Annotated in this window: 20 protein-coding genes; 8 read left to right on the top strand and 12 right to left on the bottom strand. The window is 67.1% G+C overall.

The annotated features are described in order from the left end of the window. Positions 1-40: 40 nt before the first annotated feature. From AC07PZ_RS06225 to AC07PZ_RS06210, 4 genes are all read left to right on the top strand, one after another. On the top strand, positions 41-535 hold the full coding sequence (locus tag AC07PZ_RS06225; protein WP_495294176.1) for a BON domain-containing protein: 495 nt from the start codon (positions 41-43) through the stop codon (positions 533-535). A gap of 201 nt (positions 536-736) precedes the next feature. Beyond that, positions 737-1,294, top strand: a complete 558-nt coding sequence (locus AC07PZ_RS06220) for a hypothetical protein (RefSeq protein ID WP_495294175.1) — start codon at positions 737-739, stop codon at positions 1,292-1,294. A 99-nt stretch (positions 1,295-1,393) separates the two neighbouring features. After that, positions 1,394-1,870 (top strand): hypothetical protein, encoded by a 477-nt coding sequence (locus tag AC07PZ_RS06215; RefSeq protein WP_495294174.1) that lies wholly within the window; start codon positions 1,394-1,396, stop codon positions 1,868-1,870. Between the two features lie 135 nt (positions 1,871-2,005). Then, complete coding sequence (locus tag AC07PZ_RS06210; RefSeq protein WP_495294173.1) at positions 2,006-3,187, top strand: metallophosphoesterase; 1,182 nt, start codon at positions 2,006-2,008, stop codon at positions 3,185-3,187. Here AC07PZ_RS06210 and AC07PZ_RS06205 read toward each other — a convergent pair. Then, positions 3,159-3,665 carry a polyhydroxyalkanoate granule-associated phasin gene (locus AC07PZ_RS06205; RefSeq protein WP_495294172.1) on the bottom strand — a complete coding sequence of 169 codons (507 nt, stop codon included), beginning with the start codon at positions 3,663-3,665 and terminating at the stop codon, positions 3,159-3,161. The two genes, AC07PZ_RS06210 and AC07PZ_RS06205, sit on opposite strands and share 29 nt — an antisense overlap. A gap of 46 nt (positions 3,666-3,711) precedes the next feature. On the opposite strand from AC07PZ_RS06205, the gene AC07PZ_RS06200 reads away from it, so the two are divergent. Then, positions 3,712-4,428, top strand: coding sequence for an acyloxyacyl hydrolase (locus AC07PZ_RS06200; protein ID WP_495294171.1), 717 nt, complete (start codon positions 3,712-3,714; stop codon positions 4,426-4,428). Here the strand turns inward: AC07PZ_RS06200 and AC07PZ_RS06195 are convergent. From AC07PZ_RS06195 to AC07PZ_RS06175, 5 genes are read right to left on the bottom strand one after another with little or no spacing between them, the layout of a single operon-like run. Beyond that, positions 4,416-5,384, bottom strand: coding sequence for a TIGR03915 family putative DNA repair protein (locus AC07PZ_RS06195; RefSeq protein WP_495294170.1), 969 nt, complete (start codon positions 5,382-5,384; stop codon positions 4,416-4,418). The two genes, AC07PZ_RS06200 and AC07PZ_RS06195, sit on opposite strands and share 13 nt — an antisense overlap. A 41-nt stretch (positions 5,385-5,425) precedes the next feature. Further along, positions 5,426-6,715 carry a putative DNA modification/repair radical SAM protein gene (locus tag AC07PZ_RS06190; protein WP_495294169.1) on the bottom strand — a complete coding sequence of 430 codons (1,290 nt, stop codon included), beginning with the start codon at positions 6,713-6,715 and terminating at the stop codon, positions 5,426-5,428. 58 nt (positions 6,716-6,773) lie between these two features. Then, positions 6,774-7,808: a lysylphosphatidylglycerol synthase domain-containing protein gene (locus AC07PZ_RS06185; RefSeq protein ID WP_495294168.1), complete on the bottom strand. Its 1,035-nt coding sequence runs from the start codon at positions 7,806-7,808 to the stop codon at positions 6,774-6,776. A gap of 19 nt (positions 7,809-7,827) precedes the next feature. Beyond that, a complete protein-coding gene (gene clsB, locus AC07PZ_RS06180) occupies positions 7,828-9,048 on the bottom strand; it encodes a cardiolipin synthase ClsB (protein WP_495294167.1) in 1,221 nt (406 codons plus the stop codon). After that, positions 9,045-9,773: an endonuclease/exonuclease/phosphatase family protein gene (locus tag AC07PZ_RS06175; RefSeq protein WP_495294166.1), complete on the bottom strand. Its 729-nt coding sequence runs from the start codon at positions 9,771-9,773 to the stop codon at positions 9,045-9,047. The genes clsB and AC07PZ_RS06175 overlap by 4 nt, the downstream gene beginning before the upstream one ends. A gap of 247 nt (positions 9,774-10,020) precedes the next feature. On the opposite strand from AC07PZ_RS06175, the gene AC07PZ_RS06170 reads away from it, so the two are divergent. The 3 genes from AC07PZ_RS06170 to AC07PZ_RS06160 all read left to right on the top strand — a co-directional run bounded on the left by AC07PZ_RS06170 (position 10,021) and on the right by AC07PZ_RS06160 (position 13,656). Further along, positions 10,021-10,377, top strand: a complete 357-nt coding sequence (locus AC07PZ_RS06170; RefSeq protein WP_495294165.1) for a serine/threonine protein kinase — start codon at positions 10,021-10,023, stop codon at positions 10,375-10,377. A gap of 111 nt (positions 10,378-10,488) precedes the next feature. Continuing rightward, positions 10,489-11,061 (top strand): TetR/AcrR family transcriptional regulator, encoded by a 573-nt coding sequence (locus AC07PZ_RS06165; RefSeq protein WP_495294164.1) that lies wholly within the window; start codon positions 10,489-10,491, stop codon positions 11,059-11,061. 171 nt (positions 11,062-11,232) lie between these two features. Next, a complete protein-coding gene (locus tag AC07PZ_RS06160) occupies positions 11,233-13,656 on the top strand; it encodes a membrane-bound PQQ-dependent dehydrogenase, glucose/quinate/shikimate family (RefSeq protein WP_495294163.1) in 2,424 nt (807 codons plus the stop codon). 117 nt (positions 13,657-13,773) lie between these two features. Here the strand turns inward: AC07PZ_RS06160 and AC07PZ_RS06155 are convergent, their stop codons facing one another. The 6 genes from AC07PZ_RS06155 to AC07PZ_RS06130 all read right to left on the bottom strand — a co-directional run bounded on the left by AC07PZ_RS06155 (position 13,774) and on the right by AC07PZ_RS06130 (position 18,960). Then, complete coding sequence (locus AC07PZ_RS06155) at positions 13,774-14,361, bottom strand: Spy/CpxP family protein refolding chaperone (protein WP_495294162.1); 588 nt, start codon at positions 14,359-14,361, stop codon at positions 13,774-13,776. A gap of 150 nt (positions 14,362-14,511) precedes the next feature. Continuing rightward, positions 14,512-15,582 carry a flavodoxin family protein gene (locus tag AC07PZ_RS06150; RefSeq protein ID WP_495294161.1) on the bottom strand — a complete coding sequence of 357 codons (1,071 nt, stop codon included), beginning with the start codon at positions 15,580-15,582 and terminating at the stop codon, positions 14,512-14,514. A 121-nt stretch (positions 15,583-15,703) separates the two neighbouring features. Then, a complete protein-coding gene (locus AC07PZ_RS06145) occupies positions 15,704-16,027 on the bottom strand; it encodes a thioredoxin family protein (RefSeq protein ID WP_495294160.1) in 324 nt (107 codons plus the stop codon). Positions 16,028-16,097: 70 nt separating this feature from the next. Then, positions 16,098-16,832 carry an aspartate/glutamate racemase family protein gene (locus AC07PZ_RS06140; RefSeq protein ID WP_495294159.1) on the bottom strand — a complete coding sequence of 245 codons (735 nt, stop codon included), beginning with the start codon at positions 16,830-16,832 and terminating at the stop codon, positions 16,098-16,100. A 23-nt stretch (positions 16,833-16,855) separates the two neighbouring features. Beyond that, the gene (locus AC07PZ_RS06135) at positions 16,856-17,746 is read right to left on the bottom strand and encodes an ABC transporter permease (RefSeq protein ID WP_495294158.1); all 891 of its coding nucleotides are present in this window, start codon (positions 17,744-17,746) and stop codon (positions 16,856-16,858) included. A gap of 296 nt (positions 17,747-18,042) precedes the next feature. Further along, on the bottom strand, positions 18,043-18,960 hold the full coding sequence (locus tag AC07PZ_RS06130) for an ABC transporter permease (RefSeq protein WP_495294157.1): 918 nt from the start codon (positions 18,958-18,960) through the stop codon (positions 18,043-18,045). Between the last annotated feature and the right edge of the window lie 28 nt (positions 18,961-18,988).

The following is an 18,988-nucleotide window of genomic DNA, read 5'->3' as shown; positions in this document are numbered from 1 at the left end:
GGCCGCTAATGTGCAAATCTTTGAGACAGAGAGGTTTGCCATGACCCGTTCCATTCATTCCAACGTATCCACCCGCCCGTCGCGCATCTGGCTCGCAGCGATTGCAGCCGGCGCCGCGCTGACGCTTGCCGCCTGCGGCGACAAGAACCAGACCGCCGGGCAGAAGGTCGATGCGGCGCTCGCCCGCACCGAACAGGCCGGCACCGAGACGATGGCCAAGGCCAAGGAACTCGGCGGCGAAGCGCGCGAGAAGATCGCTTCGTCGACCGCCGCGGGCGAGTCGTCGATGAAGCAGGGCGCCGCAGACGCCAAGAACGCGGTCGACGACGCCGCCATCACGGCCCGCGTGTCGGCCGGCCTGGCCAAGGACGCGGATCTGAGCGCCATCAAGATCGACGTCGACACCAAGGACGGCGTGGTTCGCCTCCAGGGGCCGGCTCCCACGAGCGCAGCCAAGGACCGCGCGACGCAGATTGCCAAGGCCGTGAGCGGTGTCAGTTCGGTCGACAACGAGCTTGAAGTCAAGCCGATGTGATGACGCGGGCGCCGAGGCGGCGCCGGCGACCTTCGCGTCACCCCGCCGCCATTTCACTGTCATTTCCACGACTTAAGCTGTAACACCCCCACGTAAACGCCATACCTTGCCCGACTCTTGCTAAGCAGAATGCATCGGCCTTCTTTCGCACTTCTTCTGAGCAGGAATCCAGCAATGAACACATTCCGGTTTGCCCGGCCCTTGGCGGTCCTGGCGGTGGGGGGCGCAACGCTCCTGGGCACGCTGACCTCGGCGCACGCATTGACCAATCCGCCGATTCGGGTGGCCGACGGCGTCGAATACATGTGCGGTGGTGCGGGCAAGCCCGAAATGGCGTTCATGGAAATGGTGGCACCTCGCTGGGCCGCGGTGCTCGAATTCGGGGTCAACCGTGCCGAGCGTGGCGCCTTTCCCGCCAACGTACAGGTGGCGATCCGCGACAAGTACACCGGCCGCCCCGTGATGCATGCCGTGGCGGACGGCCCGTTTCTCGTCGCCCGGCTCGATGCCGGTACCTATGACGTCGAGGCGACCGTCAGTGGCCTGACGCTCACGCAGACGCTGACGGTGTTCGACGGCAGTTCCTCCAAGGCCGTCTTCCAGTGGCCGTCCAATTTCGATTTCGTCGCGGCGGCTGCCGCCGACAGCGGCACGATGCTCGCCGGTGCCGCGGGCAAACCCGTCGTGCCACAAGTCAAGGCGGCTGAGGCCACATCGGCGCGCGGGCGCCAGGCTGCCGCTGCCAGTCTCGACGAGTGAGCGTGTGCCGCCACGGCACGCGTCATGCTTAAGTCTGGCCTAAGGCCCGCGCGACACAGTACGCGCGTGGCTTCGGGCCACGACGAAAGGATTTCAGTCATGACGACTTGGCAAAAAGCGCGGCCGCTGGCGGTCGCAATGCTCTGCGGCGGTGCGCTGCTGGGCGCACTTTCAGCGCATGCGGTGGTCAATCCGCCGATCCGCATGACCCACGGCATCGAATACATGAGCGGTGGCATCGGCAGCGACGAAGCGCAGCTCATGGAGACGGTGTCGCCGCGCTGGGCAGCAACACTCGAATTCGCCGTCAAGGACGGCAAGACCGCCGATTTCGCCTCGGATGTGCGTGTCAGCGTGCGCGACAGCAGCGGCAACACGCTGCTCGACCAGGTGGTCTCGAACGGACCGTTCCTCCTCGCGCGACTCGACCCAGGCCGCTACGAGGTCGAAGCCACGCTGGGCAGCCAGACGCTCAAGCAGCCGCTCACCGTCATGGCTGGTGCTGCTGCAAAGGCAACATTCGTCTGGCCGGCAGGCACCGACATGGCGTCTCGCAGCACCCGCGCACCGTCCTGAGCGGTGGCGCCGGCCATCCGCCGGCAACCGACGCAGTTTTCAAGCTGGCATGCGCCTTGAATGCAGCAGCGATGGCTCGCACATGCGATGCCGCAGAACGCCTGTTCTGCTCACGCTTCTCCATCGAGTTCCCCCATGTCCCTGCTTCCCCTGACCGCATTGACCACGCTGCTGCACGTCTATCTCGCCGTGCGGCTGCTGCCCATGCTGGCCGCTTCGATGCCCGTGGCCGTCGTGGTCGGTATCGCCATCGCGATTTCGGCAATCACCATGCCCTTGCCCTTCATCGGCATGCGCTCGGCCGCCAAGCCGCCGGCCGACGCCTGGAAATGGATCGGGTTGATCAGCATGGGCTGGTTCTCCTCGATGTTCGTGCTGACCGCGCTGCGCGACATCGGCCTGGTCGTCGCCTGGCTGGTCGGCGCACTGGGCGGTCCGGTGATGGACATCGACCGCTGGCCGCTGTGGACGGCGCTTGCCGTGCCGGCGATCGCGACGCTCACGTCGCTGATCGGCTTTTTCAATGCACGGCGCACCGCCGGCGTGGTGCGCGTCGACGTGCCCATGCCGAACCTGCCGGCAGCGCTGCAGAACTTCACCATCGCACAGCTCAGTGACATCCATGTCGGCCCGACCATCAAACGCGGCTACATCCAGCGCATCGTCGATGCGGTGAATCAGCTCGACGCCGATGCCATCGCGATCACCGGCGATCTGGTCGACGGCAGCGTCCCCGAGTTGCGCGAGCACATCGCGCCGCTGGCGGGCCTGCAGGCGCACCACGGAACCTTCGTCGTCACCGGCAACCACGAGTACTACGCAGGCGCGCCGGCCTGGGTCGCCGAGCTTCGGCGGATCGGCCTGCGTGTGCTGATGAACGAGCATGTGCTGCTCGGCGCGCGCGACCCGCGCGGTGGTGCGCAGACGGACGAAGAGGTGGCCGCCAACCTGTTGGTCCTCGCTGGCGTCACGGACTTCACGGCCGGCCACTTCGACGTCACGCACACCAGCAATCCGGAAGGCTCCCTGGCTGGCGCACCGGCGGCGGCCACCACCCGGGTGCTGCTTGCCCACCAGCCGCGCAGCGCACCTGCGGCAGCCGAAGCCGGCTTCCAGCTCCAGCTTTCCGGCCACACGCATGGCGGCCAGTTCTTTCCATGGAACCTGTTCGTGCCGTTGCAGCAGCCCTTCGTCGCGGGCCTGCACAAGCTGGGTGCGATGTGGGTCTACACGAGCCGCGGCACCGGTTACTGGGGTCCGCCGAAACGCTTCGGCGCACCTTCCGAGATCACATTGCTGCGCCTGGTGCGAGCCTAGAGAGCCGCCGCGCGTTCGACGCGGCCTTGGCGTGGATGGGCTTCAAGCCCCGCTGCGCAACCCGCGCACCCGCGCTGGACAGGTGCGACACGTTGGCGACGGCACGCTTGCCGACCTCGACCAATTCGTTGCCATGCGCCACCGCCTCGGCCGACGTCTGGCTGGTCGCCAGACCGATCAGTGCCGACGTGCCGTGGAGCCATTGCTGAAGCGCGCGATTCATCAGGGAGATGCCCGAGGTATTGAGTTGCGACGTGATCGCCGCGCCGGCCTCGCTCGCGGCAGCAAGCTTCTCGTGGCCCATGAGCTGGATTTCCGCCAGGTCCGAGGCGCTCGGCAGGAGGCCGGCGCGCGCGATCCGTTCGGTGCGCAGCCGGATCACTTCGCCGGATGAGACCAGCATCTCCTGCGTGGTCAGTGCGACGTCGAGCCACAGCATCACCGGATTGAAAAAGCGGCTCGAGAGAGAGGTATTCATGGGGTTCCGGTCGACGGGACAAGTGGGTGCCGTCGACTTTAAGCGCATGGCGCTTTCTCTGCTGCACTGCAACAAATCGCGGTGCGGGCGAGTGTCCTACCGAGTGAAGGGTGGCTTGCCAATTGTTACGCTTTCGCGCTTCCTGGAAATTCGCACTTTCTCTCCTCTTCAAATTTTCTCCCTCATGTCCATCTCACTTTTTCGTGCGCTTGCGGCGAGTGCTCCTCTTCTGATGCTGTGCGCAATCCCTCAGTCGGCCCTGGCGCTGGACACGGCCGGCATGGCTGTCTATGCCGAGGGCGGCTCGGCGCCGCACGGGTCCGCCGCGACGACGCGCATCGCTTCCATCGGCGTGATGCTCCCCTGGTCGCCCTCGTTCCTGTCGTCGAGCGGGGCTCAATCGGCCTACTGGGATGTGTTCGTGGCGAACTGGCAGGCTGACGAGCGCAACGGTTTCGGCCATCACAGCTACACGCAGCTCGGTGCCATCGCCACCTGGCGCTATCGCTTCGACGCCGGGCAATCGCCCTGGTTCGCCGAGGCCGGTATCGGCGCGCTCGTGATGGACAACGTCTACAAAACACCCTCCCGCGAATTCAGCACGGCCTTCCAGTTCACCGAGGTTCTGGGCGTCGGCCGCAGCTTCGGCAGCCGGCAGGAGCATGAGCTTTCGATGCGGTTCCAGCACGTCTCCAATGGCGGCATCAAGAGCCCGAATCCGGGTGAGAACACCTGGCGCGTGCGCTATGCCTACCGGTTCTGAGCGTTCGGCAACGCGGCTGCCTGACTTTCCTGGCGTACCGGCGGTGACGGCTTGATGCGGCGATTCGGTCGGGTGGCGGGCGCGTCGATCATCCGGCCGCTGCGGGCGACCGCCTCCGCGGACAGCGCGCCGATGAGATCCGCCTCGGGCAGGTTGCGCCAATAGCGGCGTGGCATTTCCTTGCGCATCATGGCCAGCTTGAGCCGCGCCGGATTGAAGATGTGGCTGTAGTAGGTGAGCCAGAGCGCTTCGCCCGCATCGGCCGGCGGAGCGTCCCGCCGCTGTGCACCGGGACCGAAGCGCAAGGCACCATGTCCCGTGCCGGGCGTGCCGGTCGGCTGGACCGACTCCGGCACCCATTCGAGCGAGCGTTCCGGCGTGAGGATCGCCCAGCGCATCTGCGTGAACCTGCGCACGAAGAAAGGCGCCACGGCCTCGACGATATGGTGGTCGGGCTCGAACCAGGCGACGTGCAGGGGAGGCTCGCCTTCCGCCTGCCCGACCGGTCGGAAACGCACGAAGGCCTTCATCTTGTGCATGTCGCGGCGAACCGCCTGCGCCATGTGCTGTGCCTGCAACCGGTCCGGATCGAGCGGGTCGTGCCGCAGTCCGGGCTCGAGCACCATCCGCCACAGCAGCCGATAGAGAAGACCGAAGCGGCCGGGCTCCTCGTGAAGAATCACCGTCTCGCAAAGGCGGAGAAAAGCGGGTGGAACGACGGCCGAGTTGCCGAGCGGTGCGTGCGTTGCCTTGGGTGACTCCGGCGACTCCGCCGGCAGATCAAGCGCGAGCTCTGCGGCAGAAGCGAACAGATCTGCCGCCGCGCTGGCCCGTGTATGCCAGGCGACGGCATCCGGCGGCACCTGGCGTGCCAGCAACTGCCGGGCTTCACGCCGGAAGCCGGGCCAGTCGGTATCGCCATCCAGCGTGATGATCGTGACGTTGGAAGAAGCCATGCGGCGATGTTGCGGAGCCCGTGCGGGCTTCGTGTAGGCGCTCAGGTTGAAAAGAGCGAGGCCTGCGCTGGCGCGGGTTGCAGGCGCGCGGCAAGGTCCGCGGCATCCAGCGCCCGGCCGGGCCGATGGTCCGGCAATTCGACGAAGGGCATGACCTTGGCCAGCGGCACGTGCAGCTTGGCGAGATCGGCGCTGCGCAGGCGGCGTACACGGCGTGAAGCCAGCAACCTGTCGACCGTCTTCACGCCGAGACCGGGCACCCGCAGCAGCATCTCCCGCGGCGCCAGGTTGAGGTCGACGGGAAAGCGCTCGCGGTGTGCCAGCGCCCACGCCAGCTTGGGATCGTGTTCCAGCGACAGCATGCCGCTCGCTCCGGCCGTGGAGGCGGGCGGCACGATCTCGTCGTGCGTGAAGCCGTAGAACCGCATCAGCCAATCGGCCTGGTACAGCCGATGCTCCCGCACCATGGGCGGCGCGCGCAAGGGCAGCGCGGCGGACGCGTCGGGGATGGGACTGAATGCCGAGTAGTACACGCGGCGCAACCGATAGGCGCCATAGAGGTCGGCACTGGTCGACAGGATGGTGCGGTCGTCGGTGGCATCGGCGCCGACGATCATCTGCGTGCTCTGGCCGGCGGGCGCGAAGTGCGGCGCCTGGGCGCGGCGTGGCGACGCCTGCGGCATCGACAGGGCCGGCCTGGCCGCCGCCTCGCGTGCTTCGCCCCGGGCGTCGTCGATGTGCACGCGCAGGCGCTCCATCGACCGCCGGATCGCCACGCCGTCTTTCTCGGGCGCGAGCGTGGCCAGGCTCTGCACGGTGGGCAGCTCGATGTTGATGCTCAGGCGATCTGCGTGGCGGCCGGCAAGTCGCAGGAGTTCGGGCGACGCATCGGGAATGGTCTTCAGATGGATGTAGCCACGGAAGTCGTGCTCCTCGCGCAGCACGCGGGCCACCTCGACCACCTGCTCCATCGTGTAGTCCGGGCTGCGGATGATGCCGCTCGACAGGAACAGGCCTTCGATGCAGTTGCGCCGATAGAAATCGAGCGTGAGCGCCACCACCTCGTCGACCGTGAAACGGGCACGCGGCACATTGCTCGTCACGCGATTCACGCAGTAGAGGCAGTCGTATTGGCAGAAGTTGGTGAGCAGGATCTTCAGCAGCGAGATGCAACGGCCGTCGGGCGCATAGCTGTGGCAGATGCCCGAACCTTCGGTCGAACCGATGCCGCGGCCGCCGACGGAATTGCGCGAGCGGGTACCGCTGGATGCGCACGATGCGTCGTACTTGGCCGCGTCGGCCAGGATGGCAAGCTTGCTCTGGATGTTCACTGTATGAATATACAGCTCAAGAGCGCCGCGATGCCTTCCGGCCCCTGCGACGCCAGGGCTATCCGCGAGGCACGGGCAGGTCTTCGTCCGCCGCTTTCACGGCCAACCGCTTCGCCGACGCTTCCATCGCGAGATAGAGCAGGGTGGCCACCACGAGCGGTGCCCAGTAGTAGACCGCGCGATACAGCAACACCGCGGCAACGAGGGCAGAGCCGGCCATCTGCGTGGACAGCATGGCCATGAAGACCGCTTCGAGCACGCCCAGTCCGGCCGGGACGCGCGACAGAAGGCCGGCCACCGCGCCGATCAGCAGCACGCCGAGCGCCATCGGATAGGCCACCTTGCCTTGCAGCAGCACATACATGGTCGCGCCCATCACGGCCCAGTTGGCGGTCGACAGCAGCACCTGCACGATGGCCACGCGCAGGCTGGGCAATGCGATTTCATGGCCGCGCACGGTCCACTCCCGTCGCTTGGAGATCGCGCACATCGCCAGATAACCCAGCGACATGGCAACCAGTGCCGCGCCAAGCACGCGCAGTGCGCCGATGCCGACGTGCCAGTCCGCAGGCAATGCAAGCGGCCACCAGATGAAGGCAAGCCCCGCCAGCAGAAAGTAGCCGAGCCAGTTGGTCAGCATGCTGGTGCCGACGATGCGGGCGATGACCGCGGCATCGAGCCCCAGGCGCGAATAGAGGCGCACGCGCATGGCGACGGCGCCGACCACCGTGCCCAGATTCAGGTTGAAGGCGTAGCTCACGAAGGTGATGGCCATCACGGTCGGCGCACGCAGGCTGTGCCCGGTGTAGTGGCGGCCGACCAGATCGAAGCTGCTGTAGATCAGATGGCTGGCCGCCGCGAGCAACGCCGCGATCAGCACGACGCTGGCCGGATAGGCCCGCATCGCGTCGAAGACTTCGTGCCATTGGATCGCACGCGCCTGGATCGCGAGCATCGCCACCACGAAGACGAAGAAGCCGCCCAGCACGATGCGCTTGGCCCACGGCCACCACGGCTTCGCGCTCCATCGCGACAGCAGTGAAGGCGCCTTGCCGGAGGCAGCGGAATGCGACGGCGCAATGGCGGCGTTCATGGTCGTGCCTCGGTGGACTTCAGGCAGCGTCCGTCTGCGTCGCACCGCCAACCGGCAGTTCGGACGCGTCCTTCAGCCGCGGCGCATGGCGCGGAAGCCAACCGGCCCATGACGGGTACCAGCGCATCAGATGGAAGATGAAGAAGCTGCGCACCAGGCGCCAGCCGCTCCAGTCGGTCATGTCGCTGGCCTCGATCTGCTTGCAGCTGTGGCGCATCAGATGGTCGAGCCGCTCCGACAGCGTGTGGTTGAAGGCACGGTCGCGCACGATGACGTTGGCCTCGAGGTTCAACGAGAGACTCAAGGGGTCGAGGTTGCTCGAACCCACGGTGCTCCAGTGGCCGTCCACCAGCGCGACCTTGCCGTGAAGCGGGCGGTCGCAGTACTCGTAGATCTTCACGCCCGCATGCAGCAGGTGGTGGTACAGCATGCTCGCTGCCGTCTTCACGATCGGCATGTCGGGCTCGCCCTGAAGAATCAGCCGGACGTCGACACCGCGGCGCGCCGCGCGGCGCATCTCCTTGATGAGGCGATAGCCGGGGAAGAAGTAGGCATTGGCGATCACGATGCGGTGCCGCGCCGTGCGGATCGCGGCGCGATAGTGGCGTTCGATGTCGTTGGTATGCCGGCGGTTGTCGCGCGTCACGAGCTGGACCTCCGCATCGCCGACCGGCGCAGTCGCCGCACCGTCCGCACGCTTGAGCCGGCGACGGAACCAGCCGGGTCCCTTGCCGCCGACCGCGATCGCATGGAGCACGAAGCGGTGCAGGTCCGCCACGATCGGTCCGCCCAGCTCGACGGCGTAATCCTGCTTGGCCATCGGTCCGAAATCGGCGAGGTGATCGGCCGAATAGTTGATGCCGCCGATGAAGCCGCGCACGCCATCGATCACCACGATCTTGCGATGCATGCGGCGGAACATGTTGAGACGCTGCCCGAAGATGCGCTCGCCCGGATCGAACACGCGCACCTTGACGCCGGCCGACGTCAGCTCGCCGATGAACTCGGGCGACAGGTCGGGCGAGCCGAAGCCGTCGATCATCAGGTCGACCTTCACGCCACGCAGTGCGGCGTCGCGCATCGCCTGATGAAGCCCGCGGCCGACCTTGTCGTCGAAGAGGATGAAGGTCTCGATGATGACTTCGCGCTCGGCCTCGCGGATGGCCTCGAACACGCGCGGGAAGAACGCTTCGCCGTTCTCCAGCAACTCGACACGATTGCCGCCGATCCAGCGATTCATAACGCGATCTCCGCCACCAGGGGTGCATGGTCCGACAGATGCGACCACGGCTTGCGCGGCAGCACCACCGGCGAGTGGACGCCCGCGTTGCGCACGTAGATGCGGTCGAGCGACAGCAACGGAAAGCGCGAGGGAAAGGTCTTCGCCGCACTGCCATTGGCCTGCACGAAGACCTCCTGCAGCGCAGCGCCTTCCGCCAGGATGTCATGCGCCCGACCGCGCCAGTCGTTGAAGTCGCCGGCCACCACGAGCGGTGCATCGCGTGGCACCTCATCGCGCACGATGTGGCAGAGCAGTTCAAGCTGCTGCTGCCGATGCGCCTCCGCAAGCCCCAGGTGGGCGCAGATCACATGCACGTCGCCGGCGCGGCCCGGAATGCGCAGGGTGCAGTGCAGCAGCCCGCGCTTTTCCGGCCCGGCGATCGACACATCGTGGTTGGTGAAGTTGACGATCGGAAACTTCGACAGCACGGCGTTGCCGTGATGGCCTTTCGGATAGACCGCATTGCGTCCGTACGCGAACTGCGGCCATATCGTGTCGGCCAGGAATTCATAGTGCGGTGCTTCCGGCCAGTTGCTGTGCTTGCGCGCGTGCCGGTCGTGCGTGCCCTGGACCTCCTGGAGGAACACGACATCGGCACCGACCGTGCGCACCGCATCGCGCAACTCGGGCAGGATGAACTTGCGATTGAACGCGGTGAATCCCTTGTGGGTGTTCACCGTCATGACTTTGAGGGACGTTGGCGCGACGGTCACGATGGGCCTGACAACAAATGGACGGGGGAGACCTGTTTTTAGGGGGCCGACCACACCGCCGCTGTAGGACGCCCCACCGTCTTCGGCGCAGGCACCACCACGTCCTACAGCACCGGCAACCGCTGCCTGACATTCGCGATGCCTGAGGCTTCTACGGTGACTTCAGAGGCCTCGAAAAGGCGACGCCTCGTTTTCAACGCCTTCAAAGGAGACAGAAATGAAGAAGCACATCCTCGCATCCACCTTGTTCGCCGGCGTCCTGGTTGCCGGTGTGGCGTCGGCGCAGGCACCGGTCGTCACACCGCCTGTCGCGGGCAGCGTGCCGGCCTCGCGCGAAGCCGTGAAGGCCGAGGCCCGCATGCATAACAAGAGCATGTCCAACACGAACACGCCCGCTGGCGAGGCCAGCACCATGCACAACAACCAGCCCAACATGGCGCCCACGCCGATCAGCGGCACCACCCGCGCAGAGGTGCGGCAGGACGTTCTGAAGACCAAGCCGCAGTTCGGACAAAAGGGTGAAAGACCCGAGGTGCCGACCAACCCCACGACGGCGACCGGCACGCCCAAGTGATGCGCTGAACGAAGGCGGCATGCCCGACATGCTTCCTTGCGATCGCTCGCACCTTCGGCGGCTGCGGAGAGGCCGCCGGCAAAGCGGACATTTTTGTCCGATAATTTTCGGATGCGCAAACCCCGAGCCGATGCGACCGCGCACCGTGAAGTCCTTCTCTCCGCGGCCGATGCGGTGTTCTGCGAACACGGCGTCACCGCCGCGCTGGACCTCGTGGTTGCCCGCGCAGGCGTCGGCCGCGCCACGCTGTACCGCAACTTTCCCCATCGCACTGCGCTGATGGAAGCGCTGCTCGACCGTGCGTTGGGCGCGCTGGAAACGCATGCGGCATCGCTTGCCGAAAGCGACGGTGCCTTGTTCCTTCTGTTCGAACGATTCGGGCAGAACATCGCAGGCTCCGCGCCGCTGGTGGACTTCTGGCGTGCAGTGGACCGTGCAGACCCGATCGTCCAGTCCGCCCGGCGCCGAATCGCCAAGATCTTCAAGAAGCCACTTCAACGCGCGGTGGAGGCAGGCGCGTGCCGCCCCGATCTCCAGATGGCCGACGTGCTGCTGATCTGCAACATGCTTGGCGCGTCGTTGCGCGGCGCCAGCGTCGCCGATCGGCGCGGGCTCGCGCGCCGTGCGTTGCAGTTGCTGCGTGCCGGCGTGAACGCCCCGGCCGTTCCGGACGCGTCCGGATAGCGCGCCGTCGCAAATCCCCATTTGTCGGCACGCGCCGAAGAAACGCCAGCACTCCAAAAGCCAGCCGCTTCTCGCGCCGACAACGGGCGGCGCGTTGCATCGCTGCGCCGCCCTCGCGCGACGTCCGCCGAGGCGGCGTCGCTTTCAGAAGATAGAAGAAGGAGAACCTGTTTGTCGACTCAATCCAAAACCCGTCAGCGCAGCGCGGGGTGGCTGCCGCTGCTCTTCGGCGCCGTACTGCTGCTGTGCGGCGCCGCGCTGGCCGTCGGTGGCGTGCGCCTCATGAGCCTTGGCGGCTCGTGGTACTACCTGCTGGCAGGCCTCGGCCTACTGATCGCAGGCTTTCAATATGTCCGGCGCCGGCCTTCGGCCACCGCCTGGCTCGGCCTGGTTTTCGTCGCGACCGTCATCTGGGCACTCGCCGAGGTCGGGCTCGACTACTGGCAACTGCTGCCGCGCCTGGTGATGCTGGCCGTGCTGACGATGATCGGCATGCTGCTGGCGCCCCGGCTGGGTTCGCTGGGCACGAAGCCGGCTTTCGGCCTGGCTGGCGTGCTCTTCGTCTGCCTGCTGGGCACCCTTGCTTTCGCCTTCGTGCCGCACGGCGTGACGCGACCGTCGAGAACCGCCGCAGCCGCAACCACTGCGCCCGCTGCCGCGCCCGTCGCGTCGAACTGGACGCACTACGGCCGCACGCCCAACGGCACCCGCTTTGCACCGGTGGACCAGATCACGCCGGCCAACGTGAAGGACCTGAAAGTCGCCTGGACCTTCCGCACCGGACGCGACACCAAGGGCATGACGGAAGACCAGAACACGCCGATCCAGATCGGCAACACGGTCTATGCCTGCACGCCGCACAACGTGATCTTCGCGCTCAACGCCGACACGGGTGAGCAACGCTGGAAGTTCGATCCGCAGGCCAAGTCACCGCTGTGGCAGCGCTGCCGCGGCGTCGGCTATTTCGACGCAAGCCAGGCGCCGGCGACCGCTGCGGCGACGGCGACGGCAACTGCCGCTCCGGCCACGGCGCCGGCTCCGACCGCACCCGCCGAAGGCGCCTGCGCCCAGCGCATCGTGATGACCACCATCGACAGCCGCCTGATGGAGATCGATGCCCACACCGGCACACCCTGCGCCGACTTCGGCACCAACGGTACCGTGGACCTGAAGGCCGGCATGGGCAAGGTCGATCCGGGCTACTACTTCCAGACCTCGGCCCCGACCGTCGCGCGCGATCTCGTGATCGTCGGCGGCTGGGTGTGGGACAACATGGCGCTGGGCGAGCCGTCCGGCGTGGTGCGCGCCTTCAGCGCGCGCACCGGTGCACTGGTCTGGGCCTGGGACATGGGCAACCCGGCCATCACGGCGGAACCACCCGCCGGCGGGACCTACACGCGCGGCACGCCGAACGTCTGGTCGACGCCGTCCTTCGACGACAAGCTCGGCCTGGTCTATCTGCCCACCGGCAACGCCACGCCCGACTTCTGGGGCGGCAGCCGCAGCAAGGAAGCAGAGGAATACTCGGCGTCCGTCGTCGCACTGGACATCCAGACCGGCCGCGAGCGCTGGAAGTTCCAGACCACCCACCACGACGTGTGGGACTACGACGTGCCCTCGCAGCCGGCGCTGTACGACGTGCGCGACAAGAGCGGCAGCACGGTGCCGGCGCTGGTGCAGACCACCAAGCGCGGCCAGATCTTCATGCTCGACCGCCGCGACGGCAAGCCGATCGCCGAGGTGCAGGAAAAGCCGGTGCCGCAGGGCGCTGCCGAAGGCGACTTCCTGTCGCCCACGCAGCCGTATTCGGTGGGCATGCCCAGCATCGGCGCCAACACGCTGTCCGAGGCCGACATGTGGGGCACCACGCCGTTCGACCAGATGCTGTGCCGCATCGCCTTCAAGGAAATGCGCTACGAAGGTGAATTCACGCCGCCGGGCACCACCAAGAGTCTGCAATATCCCGGCTTCTATGGCGGCATGAACTGGGGCAGCTCGTCGATCGACGAGCGCAACGGCATGCTCATCGTCAACGACATGCGCATCCCGCAGGTCGTGCAGCTGATCCCGCGCGAAGAAACCGAACGCCGCCTGGCCGCCAAACGCGCCGGCGCGGACGGCCACGCAGGCCTGGCGCCGCAGACCGGCACGCCCTTCGGCGCCGACAAGAACATGTTCATGTCGGTGCTCGGCGTGCCTTGCCACAAGCCGCCGTACGGCGCGCTCACGGCCATCGACCTGAACACGCGGCAGGTCGTCTGGCAGGTGCCGATGGGCACGGTGCACGACAGCGGTCCGCTGGGCATCGCGACCGGCATGAACATGCCGGTCGGCATGCCCACGCTGGGCGGCCCGGTCACCACGCAGGGCGGCCTGGTGTTCTACGCGGGCACGCAGGACTACTACCTGCGCGCCATCGATGCCGCCAACGGCGACGAGCTCTGGAAGGCCCGGCTGCCGGTCGGCGCGCAGGCCACGCCGATGAGCTACATGTCGCCCGACAGCGGCCGGCAGTACGTGGTCATCTCCGTCGGTGGCGCACGCGGATCGCCCGACCGTGGCGACTACATCATCGCCTACGCGCTGCCGAAGTAGCCGCAGGCGACAGACGTCGAAAAGCCCGCTCCGGTTGCCCGGGGCGGGCTTTTTTCATGGCGCGCGCATTGCGGCGCCTGGCCGCGGATGCAAGGGCTGCGGGCAGCCCTTGCTGGCTCAGCCCTTTGCGGGCGGGGGCGGGGGACGATGGCCCTGGGGACCATGGTCACCGCGCGGGCCGCCATGGGGACCGTGGTCACCGCGCGGGCCGTGGCGCATGGCTTCCGTGTCGAAGGTCTTCTGCTGGTCCGGCGTGAGCGCGGCGTAGAAGCTCTTCGTCGCATCGGCACGCTTGGCGAACATCGCCGCACGTTCGGCCTGGCGAGCCTGCATGCGGTCGATGCGCTGCGGCGTGGTCATCTTCTCGAACTCGGCGCGGGCGGCTTCACGGTCCGGACGCTGGGCCGGTGGCGCCGGCGGCTGTGTCGCGCTGGTGAAGGTGCTCCATGCGCCTTCCTGGGCGGGCGTCAGCTTCAGCTTGGCCTTCAGGTCGGCGAGGTGCTTGGCGCGGCGCTCATGCATGCGCTCGAAGCCCTTGCCGTCGCGCGGCTTGTGCATGCGGTGGTCGGGCCTGTGCATGCGATGTTCGGCAGCGGGCGCACCGGCGGGTGCGGCTGCCGGCGGCGGTGGGGTCTGGGCCGAAGCCCCGAAAGCGGCGGTCGCCAGAAGACCGGCCCAGAGAATGCGTTGACGTGACGTGATCATGAGATTGCTTCCTTTCTAAGAAGCCTGATGCCACGGGGCAGCAGGTGAAACGTAGTGTGGAATCGCTCTGTATCGACCGCTTGCGCGGCAGGTAACGCCGCGATGTCGACGCGTAAAGAAGCGTGAACAGCCGCCCGGCGGCCATCGCCTCTACTTCGGCCGTGGATGCCGGACTCCGCGGTCCGCCGGCTGCAGGCGGCCGGCGCGCAGGTCCAGCACGCCCTGGCCGACCGCGCGCGCCACATTGCGCACCTCTTCCTGCAGCTTCTCGTCGGCATCGAGCGTCTGGTGGCTGGTGGCATAGGGCTCGAAATAGCCGATGTAGCGGTCCAGCCGGGCCTGCATGCCGGCGTCGATCAGGCCCATCCAGTCGAGCCAGTCGCTCAGGTTGCGGCGCAGGCTTTCGACGCCCGCGACGTCGCCGTGCACCACCAAGCCGTAGACGCGCCCGTCGAGATGCTTGGGATAGTCCCAGCCCTTCATCTCCAGCGCTTTCGCCTCGTCGGGCTTCTTGCCATGCGTGGTGGTCGGGTCGGGGTTGCCGCCATCGGCGCAGACCAGCCGGTCGATCATCAGCTTGAGCGGACTCGATGCCTGGTACCAGTGGGTCGGCGTCATCAGGATCACGCCGTGCGCCGACACCCAGCGCTCGTAGATCTCGTTCATCCAGTCGCCGGTCTGGTTCAGCGAATGGTTCGGATAGCAGCTGCAGGGCCAGTGGCACAGCGGCATCGCGGTCGACACGCAACCCTTGCAGGGATGGATGTGCCGTCCGTAATCGGACGTGAGCAGGCTCAGGTCGAGCAAGTCGACCTCGATGCCGGCTTCCTGCAGTTCGCCCTTCGCGGACTGCGTGAGGCGCCAGGTCTTGGAGATCTCCCCGGGGCAGGTGCCGTCGTTGCGCGGCGACCCGTTGACCAGCAGCACGCGCGATGGCGTCCCGGGCAGCGCCCAGGCGGCCTGGGCCCGGTCGAGCTTCGCGCGGGTGTCGATCCACTCGACCGCCAGGTCGTAGTCGGGATCCGCATAGCCGGGCCCCGCCTTGCGGGTGACGGGTGCCTTCCGGCCTTCCTGGTAGGCATCCCAGGCGATGTCTTCGATCCGCCTGAGCGCGTCGCTTTCGGCACCGAAGGCCGGATCCTCGAAGGATTGCATGAAGCGTTGATGAAACGCGTCGCGCTCCAGGCGTCCCGGCCATTGGCCTTTTCTGATATCGATCATGGTGCCCATGACGCTAGGTGCGCGGCATGGCACGGTGCACGACCTGCCGTCGCGTCGCGCGGTAGGCCGGTGCCGACAGCCGCAGTGGGCGGCAGGCGCCCGCCCGCAGCGGGCACAGGGGTCAGGCGGAGGTGATCTCGGCCAGCGCGCGCGCGACCGGCGCACTTTCCAGCGGACGCACGAGCCGCGCGACTTCACGGCCATCGCGCAGGAAGATCAGCGTGGGCCACAGCTTGACGCCATAGCTGCGGCCGAGCTGGCGGCCGGCGCCGTCCTCGACCTTCACATGCCGCACTTCCGGGTGCGCCTGGAAGGCTTCGTCGACCAGCGGCTGCGCGCGCTGGCAATGGCCGCACCAGTTGGTGCCGAAGTCGATCACCGTCGCGCCGGCCAACTGGTCGGCCGCGCTGCGGTCAAGTGTTTCTGGGGTGTAGGCAAGCGTCATGGCGCAGATGTTGGCACGCCGCCGAAAGCTCTGCCAGCACGCGGGATCCCGCGGGTCTTCCAGCCGGCGCTCACTGGAGCGCGGCCAGCTCCCACGACACGTTCTGCCACGGCACGCCGAAGCCCGAATCGAGCCGTGGCGCGTCGCGGCGGCGCAGCGCGTCGATCGCCCATTGCGCACCCGCCTGCACGCTGTCGATCACCGGCACCGGCACTTTCGATGCGATGTCGGCCGCCATGCCCGCCAGCCCCGCGCCGCCGAGGATCACGGCCTGCGCCTTGAAGCGCTCGGCAGCCTGGCAGCAGGCTTCCGCCAGCAAGGTGCGTGCACCGGCCGGATCGGCAGCCAGTTGCGCGCCGCTCGGCGCCACGGTGTGGATGCCGGCCAGCGTCTGCGTGTGGCCCAGCGCATGAGCAAGCCGCGCCAGCATCGGCCGCCAGCGTTCGCCGCCCGTCACGATCGCGAAGCGCCCATGCCATGCCGCCGCAGAGAACGCCGCTTCCGCCAGGCCGCCGACCGGCACGCCCGCGCCTTCGCGCAGCGCGAACAGGCCGGGGTCGCCGAAGCAGCCGATCAGCACGGCGTCGGGCCGTCCGGCATCCGCCGCCATCGTCACGGCCCAGGCGTCGAGCACCGCGTGGTTGGCGACCGCGTAGCTGGCCTCCGACGAGATGTAGGGCGAGCCGAAGCGTGCCGTCACGGTCTGCACCTTGAACGCGTCGCCCACCCCGGCCTGCACATGGCGCTGCAGCAGGCCGCTGATCGCCGTCGACGTGTTGGGGTTGATCACGAGCAGGCGATGCATGGCGGCTTTCGTTCGACGACGGTTCAGCGGCGGCGTTTGGCGCGGCGACCCAGCAATGCGGCAGAGCCGATCGCGATCGCCATCACGCCGAACGACACGATGGTCGTCACCGTGCCCAGCGCATAGATCGATGGCGTCGTCACCGTCGACGTGAGGCCCTGCAGTTCGAGCGGCAGCGTGTTGACATCGCCGATGGCCTGCGACGTGCGCGCGATCTCGTCCCAGCTCAGCGTGAAGCCGAACATGCCGATGCCCACGACCGAGGGCCCGATCAGCGGCAGCACCACGTGGCGGAAGGTCTGCCACGGCGTGGCGCCCAGGTCGCGCGCGGCTTCTTCGTAGGCGGGGTTGAAGCGGTTGAAGACCGCGAACATGATGAGCAGGCCGAAAGGCAGCGTCCAGGTCAGGTGCGCGCCCAGTGCGGAAGTGAACAGGCCCAGTGCGGTGCCGTAGTTCTCGAGCGTGCCGGTCGCTTCCATCGCGGTCAGCGCCTGCTTGATGCCGGTGTCGAGCAGGCGAAACTGCAGGCCGATGCCGAGCGACACGATGATCGACGGCATGATCAGGCTGGCCACCGTCACGAAGAACAGCGCATTGCTGCCCGCCAGCTTCTTGCGGAACGCCAGCCCCGCCAGCACCGACAGCACCACGGTGAAGCCCATCACCACCGCGCCCAGCGCCAGCGAGCGCCTGAACGCCGCGCCGATGTCGACCGTGCCCAGCCCTTCGGCCAGCTTGTAGAACCAGTGCAGCGACATGCCGCGCAGCGGAAAGGTGAGCCCGCCTTCGGGCCCCTGGAAGCTCAGCACGAAGATCGTGATCATCGGCCCGTAGAGGAAGACCACGAACAGCGCGAACACGATCGCGAGCGGCCAGAAGCCGGGGCTGCGTTTCTCGCCGATGCGGGTGCTCATGATGGTCGTGGCCGGTTGGCGCGTGGCGAGGCCAAGGGGTATCCCCCTCCGCGAATGTCCCCCGCCGACTGCGTCGGCTCCTCCTTGATTTCGCTGCGGGGGACACCCCATGCCCTCGCCACAGGTAACCCCGCGTTGTGCAAGGCGTTGAACCACGACGACCGTGACGGATCGCGTCGATGGTGTGCTCTGCGCAGCGAAATCAAGGAGGAGGCCGCAGGCCGGGGGACATTCGCGGAGCAGAGTACGCCGTCGGCGTGATCGCGCCCACAGTGAATCGAATGACTCCGTCTCACCTAGAGCTCCTTCCGAATGTCGACGAGGCGCGTCAGGCCCCAGATGATCATCAGCACCACGGCCAGCAGGATCATCGCGTTCGCTGCTGCCAGCGGGAACTGCAGGTACGAGGTCTGCACCTGGATGATCTTGCCGATCGAGGCGATCTGCTGGCCACCCATCACGCCGATCGTGACGAAGTCGCCCATCACGATGGTGATGACGAAGATCGAGCCGATCAGGATGCCGGTGCGCGACAGCGGCACGATCACGTTCCACAGCGTCTGCCAGCCCGATGCGCCCGAATCGTTGGCGGCCTCGAGCAGGCTGCGGTCGATGCGCATCATGCTGTTGAAGATCGGCACGATCATGAACATCGTGTAGAGGTGCACGAAGGCGAGCACCACGGAGAAATCGGAGAACAGCAGCCACTCCACCGGCTCGTGCACGAGACCGATCCCCATCAGTCCCTGGTTGACCAGGCCGTTGCGTCCCAGCAGCGGCACCCACGAGATCATGCGGATCACGTTGGAGGTCCAGAAGGGCACGGTGCACAGCACGAACAGCACCGTCTGCATGCCCGACGAGCGCACGTGGAAGGCCAGGAAATAGGCCACCGAGAAACCGATCAGCAGCGTGATGCCCCAGACCAGCAGGCAGAACTTGAGCGTGCTGAGATAGGTCGACAGCGTGACGCAGAAGTCACCGTTGTCGGTGAGATGCGAGCAGCCTTCGAAGATGCTCAGGTAGTTGCGCGGCGAGAAGGCCGGGATCAGCTCGTACTCGTTGAAGTCCCACAGGCTGACCATCGCGATCAGCGCCAGCGGGATCAGGAAGAACAGCAGGAACACCAGCGCAAACGGCGCCGCCTGCCACCAGGCCTTGACGGTGTGCGTGGGCATGGTGGCGGCGTGGGCGGAGGTTGCGGGTGAACTCATCGATCAAAGAGCAACTAGGTTGACTGGC

The organism is Variovorax sp. GW821-FHT10B04 (assembly GCF_059415645.1).
The sequence above is the reverse complement of the archived record's forward strand: the minus strand, read 5'-3'. Positions and strand labels throughout refer to the sequence as shown.

What these genes read in the sequence shown, in the direction of transcription:
- AC07PZ_RS06140 (WP_495294159.1), bottom strand. Translation starts at nt 16,832, where the DNA reads ATGCATCGCCTGCTCGTGATCAACCCCAACACGTCGACGGCGATCAGC.
- AC07PZ_RS06205 (WP_495294172.1), bottom strand. Translation starts at nt 3,665, where the DNA reads ATGAATACCTCTCTCTCGAGCCGCTTTTTCAATCCGGTGATGCTGTGG.
- AC07PZ_RS06195 (WP_495294170.1), bottom strand. Translation starts at nt 5,384, where the DNA reads ATGGCTTCTTCCAACGTCACGATCATCACGCTGGATGGCGATACCGAC.
- AC07PZ_RS06210 (WP_495294173.1), top strand. Translation starts at nt 2,006, where the DNA reads ATGTCCCTGCTTCCCCTGACCGCATTGACCACGCTGCTGCACGTCTAT.
- AC07PZ_RS06200 (WP_495294171.1), top strand. Translation starts at nt 3,712, where the DNA reads ATGGCGCTTTCTCTGCTGCACTGCAACAAATCGCGGTGCGGGCGAGTG.
- AC07PZ_RS06155 (WP_495294162.1), bottom strand. Translation starts at nt 14,361, where the DNA reads ATGATCACGTCACGTCAACGCATTCTCTGGGCCGGTCTTCTGGCGACC.
- AC07PZ_RS06165 (WP_495294164.1), top strand. Translation starts at nt 10,489, where the DNA reads ATGCGCAAACCCCGAGCCGATGCGACCGCGCACCGTGAAGTCCTTCTC.
- AC07PZ_RS06130 (WP_495294157.1), bottom strand. Translation starts at nt 18,960, where the DNA reads ATGAGTTCACCCGCAACCTCCGCCCACGCCGCCACCATGCCCACGCAC.
- AC07PZ_RS06170 (WP_495294165.1), top strand. Translation starts at nt 10,021, where the DNA reads ATGAAGAAGCACATCCTCGCATCCACCTTGTTCGCCGGCGTCCTGGTT.
- AC07PZ_RS06215 (WP_495294174.1), top strand. Translation starts at nt 1,394, where the DNA reads ATGACGACTTGGCAAAAAGCGCGGCCGCTGGCGGTCGCAATGCTCTGC.
- AC07PZ_RS06175 (WP_495294166.1), bottom strand. Translation starts at nt 9,773, where the DNA reads ATGACGGTGAACACCCACAAGGGATTCACCGCGTTCAATCGCAAGTTC.
- AC07PZ_RS06135 (WP_495294158.1), bottom strand. Translation starts at nt 17,746, where the DNA reads ATGAGCACCCGCATCGGCGAGAAACGCAGCCCCGGCTTCTGGCCGCTC.
- AC07PZ_RS06185 (WP_495294168.1), bottom strand. Translation starts at nt 7,808, where the DNA reads ATGAACGCCGCCATTGCGCCGTCGCATTCCGCTGCCTCCGGCAAGGCG.
- AC07PZ_RS06150 (WP_495294161.1), bottom strand. Translation starts at nt 15,582, where the DNA reads ATGATCGATATCAGAAAAGGCCAATGGCCGGGACGCCTGGAGCGCGAC.
- AC07PZ_RS06225 (WP_495294176.1), top strand. Translation starts at nt 41, where the DNA reads ATGACCCGTTCCATTCATTCCAACGTATCCACCCGCCCGTCGCGCATC.
- AC07PZ_RS06145 (WP_495294160.1), bottom strand. Translation starts at nt 16,027, where the DNA reads ATGACGCTTGCCTACACCCCAGAAACACTTGACCGCAGCGCGGCCGAC.
- clsB (WP_495294167.1), bottom strand. Translation starts at nt 9,048, where the DNA reads ATGAATCGCTGGATCGGCGGCAATCGTGTCGAGTTGCTGGAGAACGGC.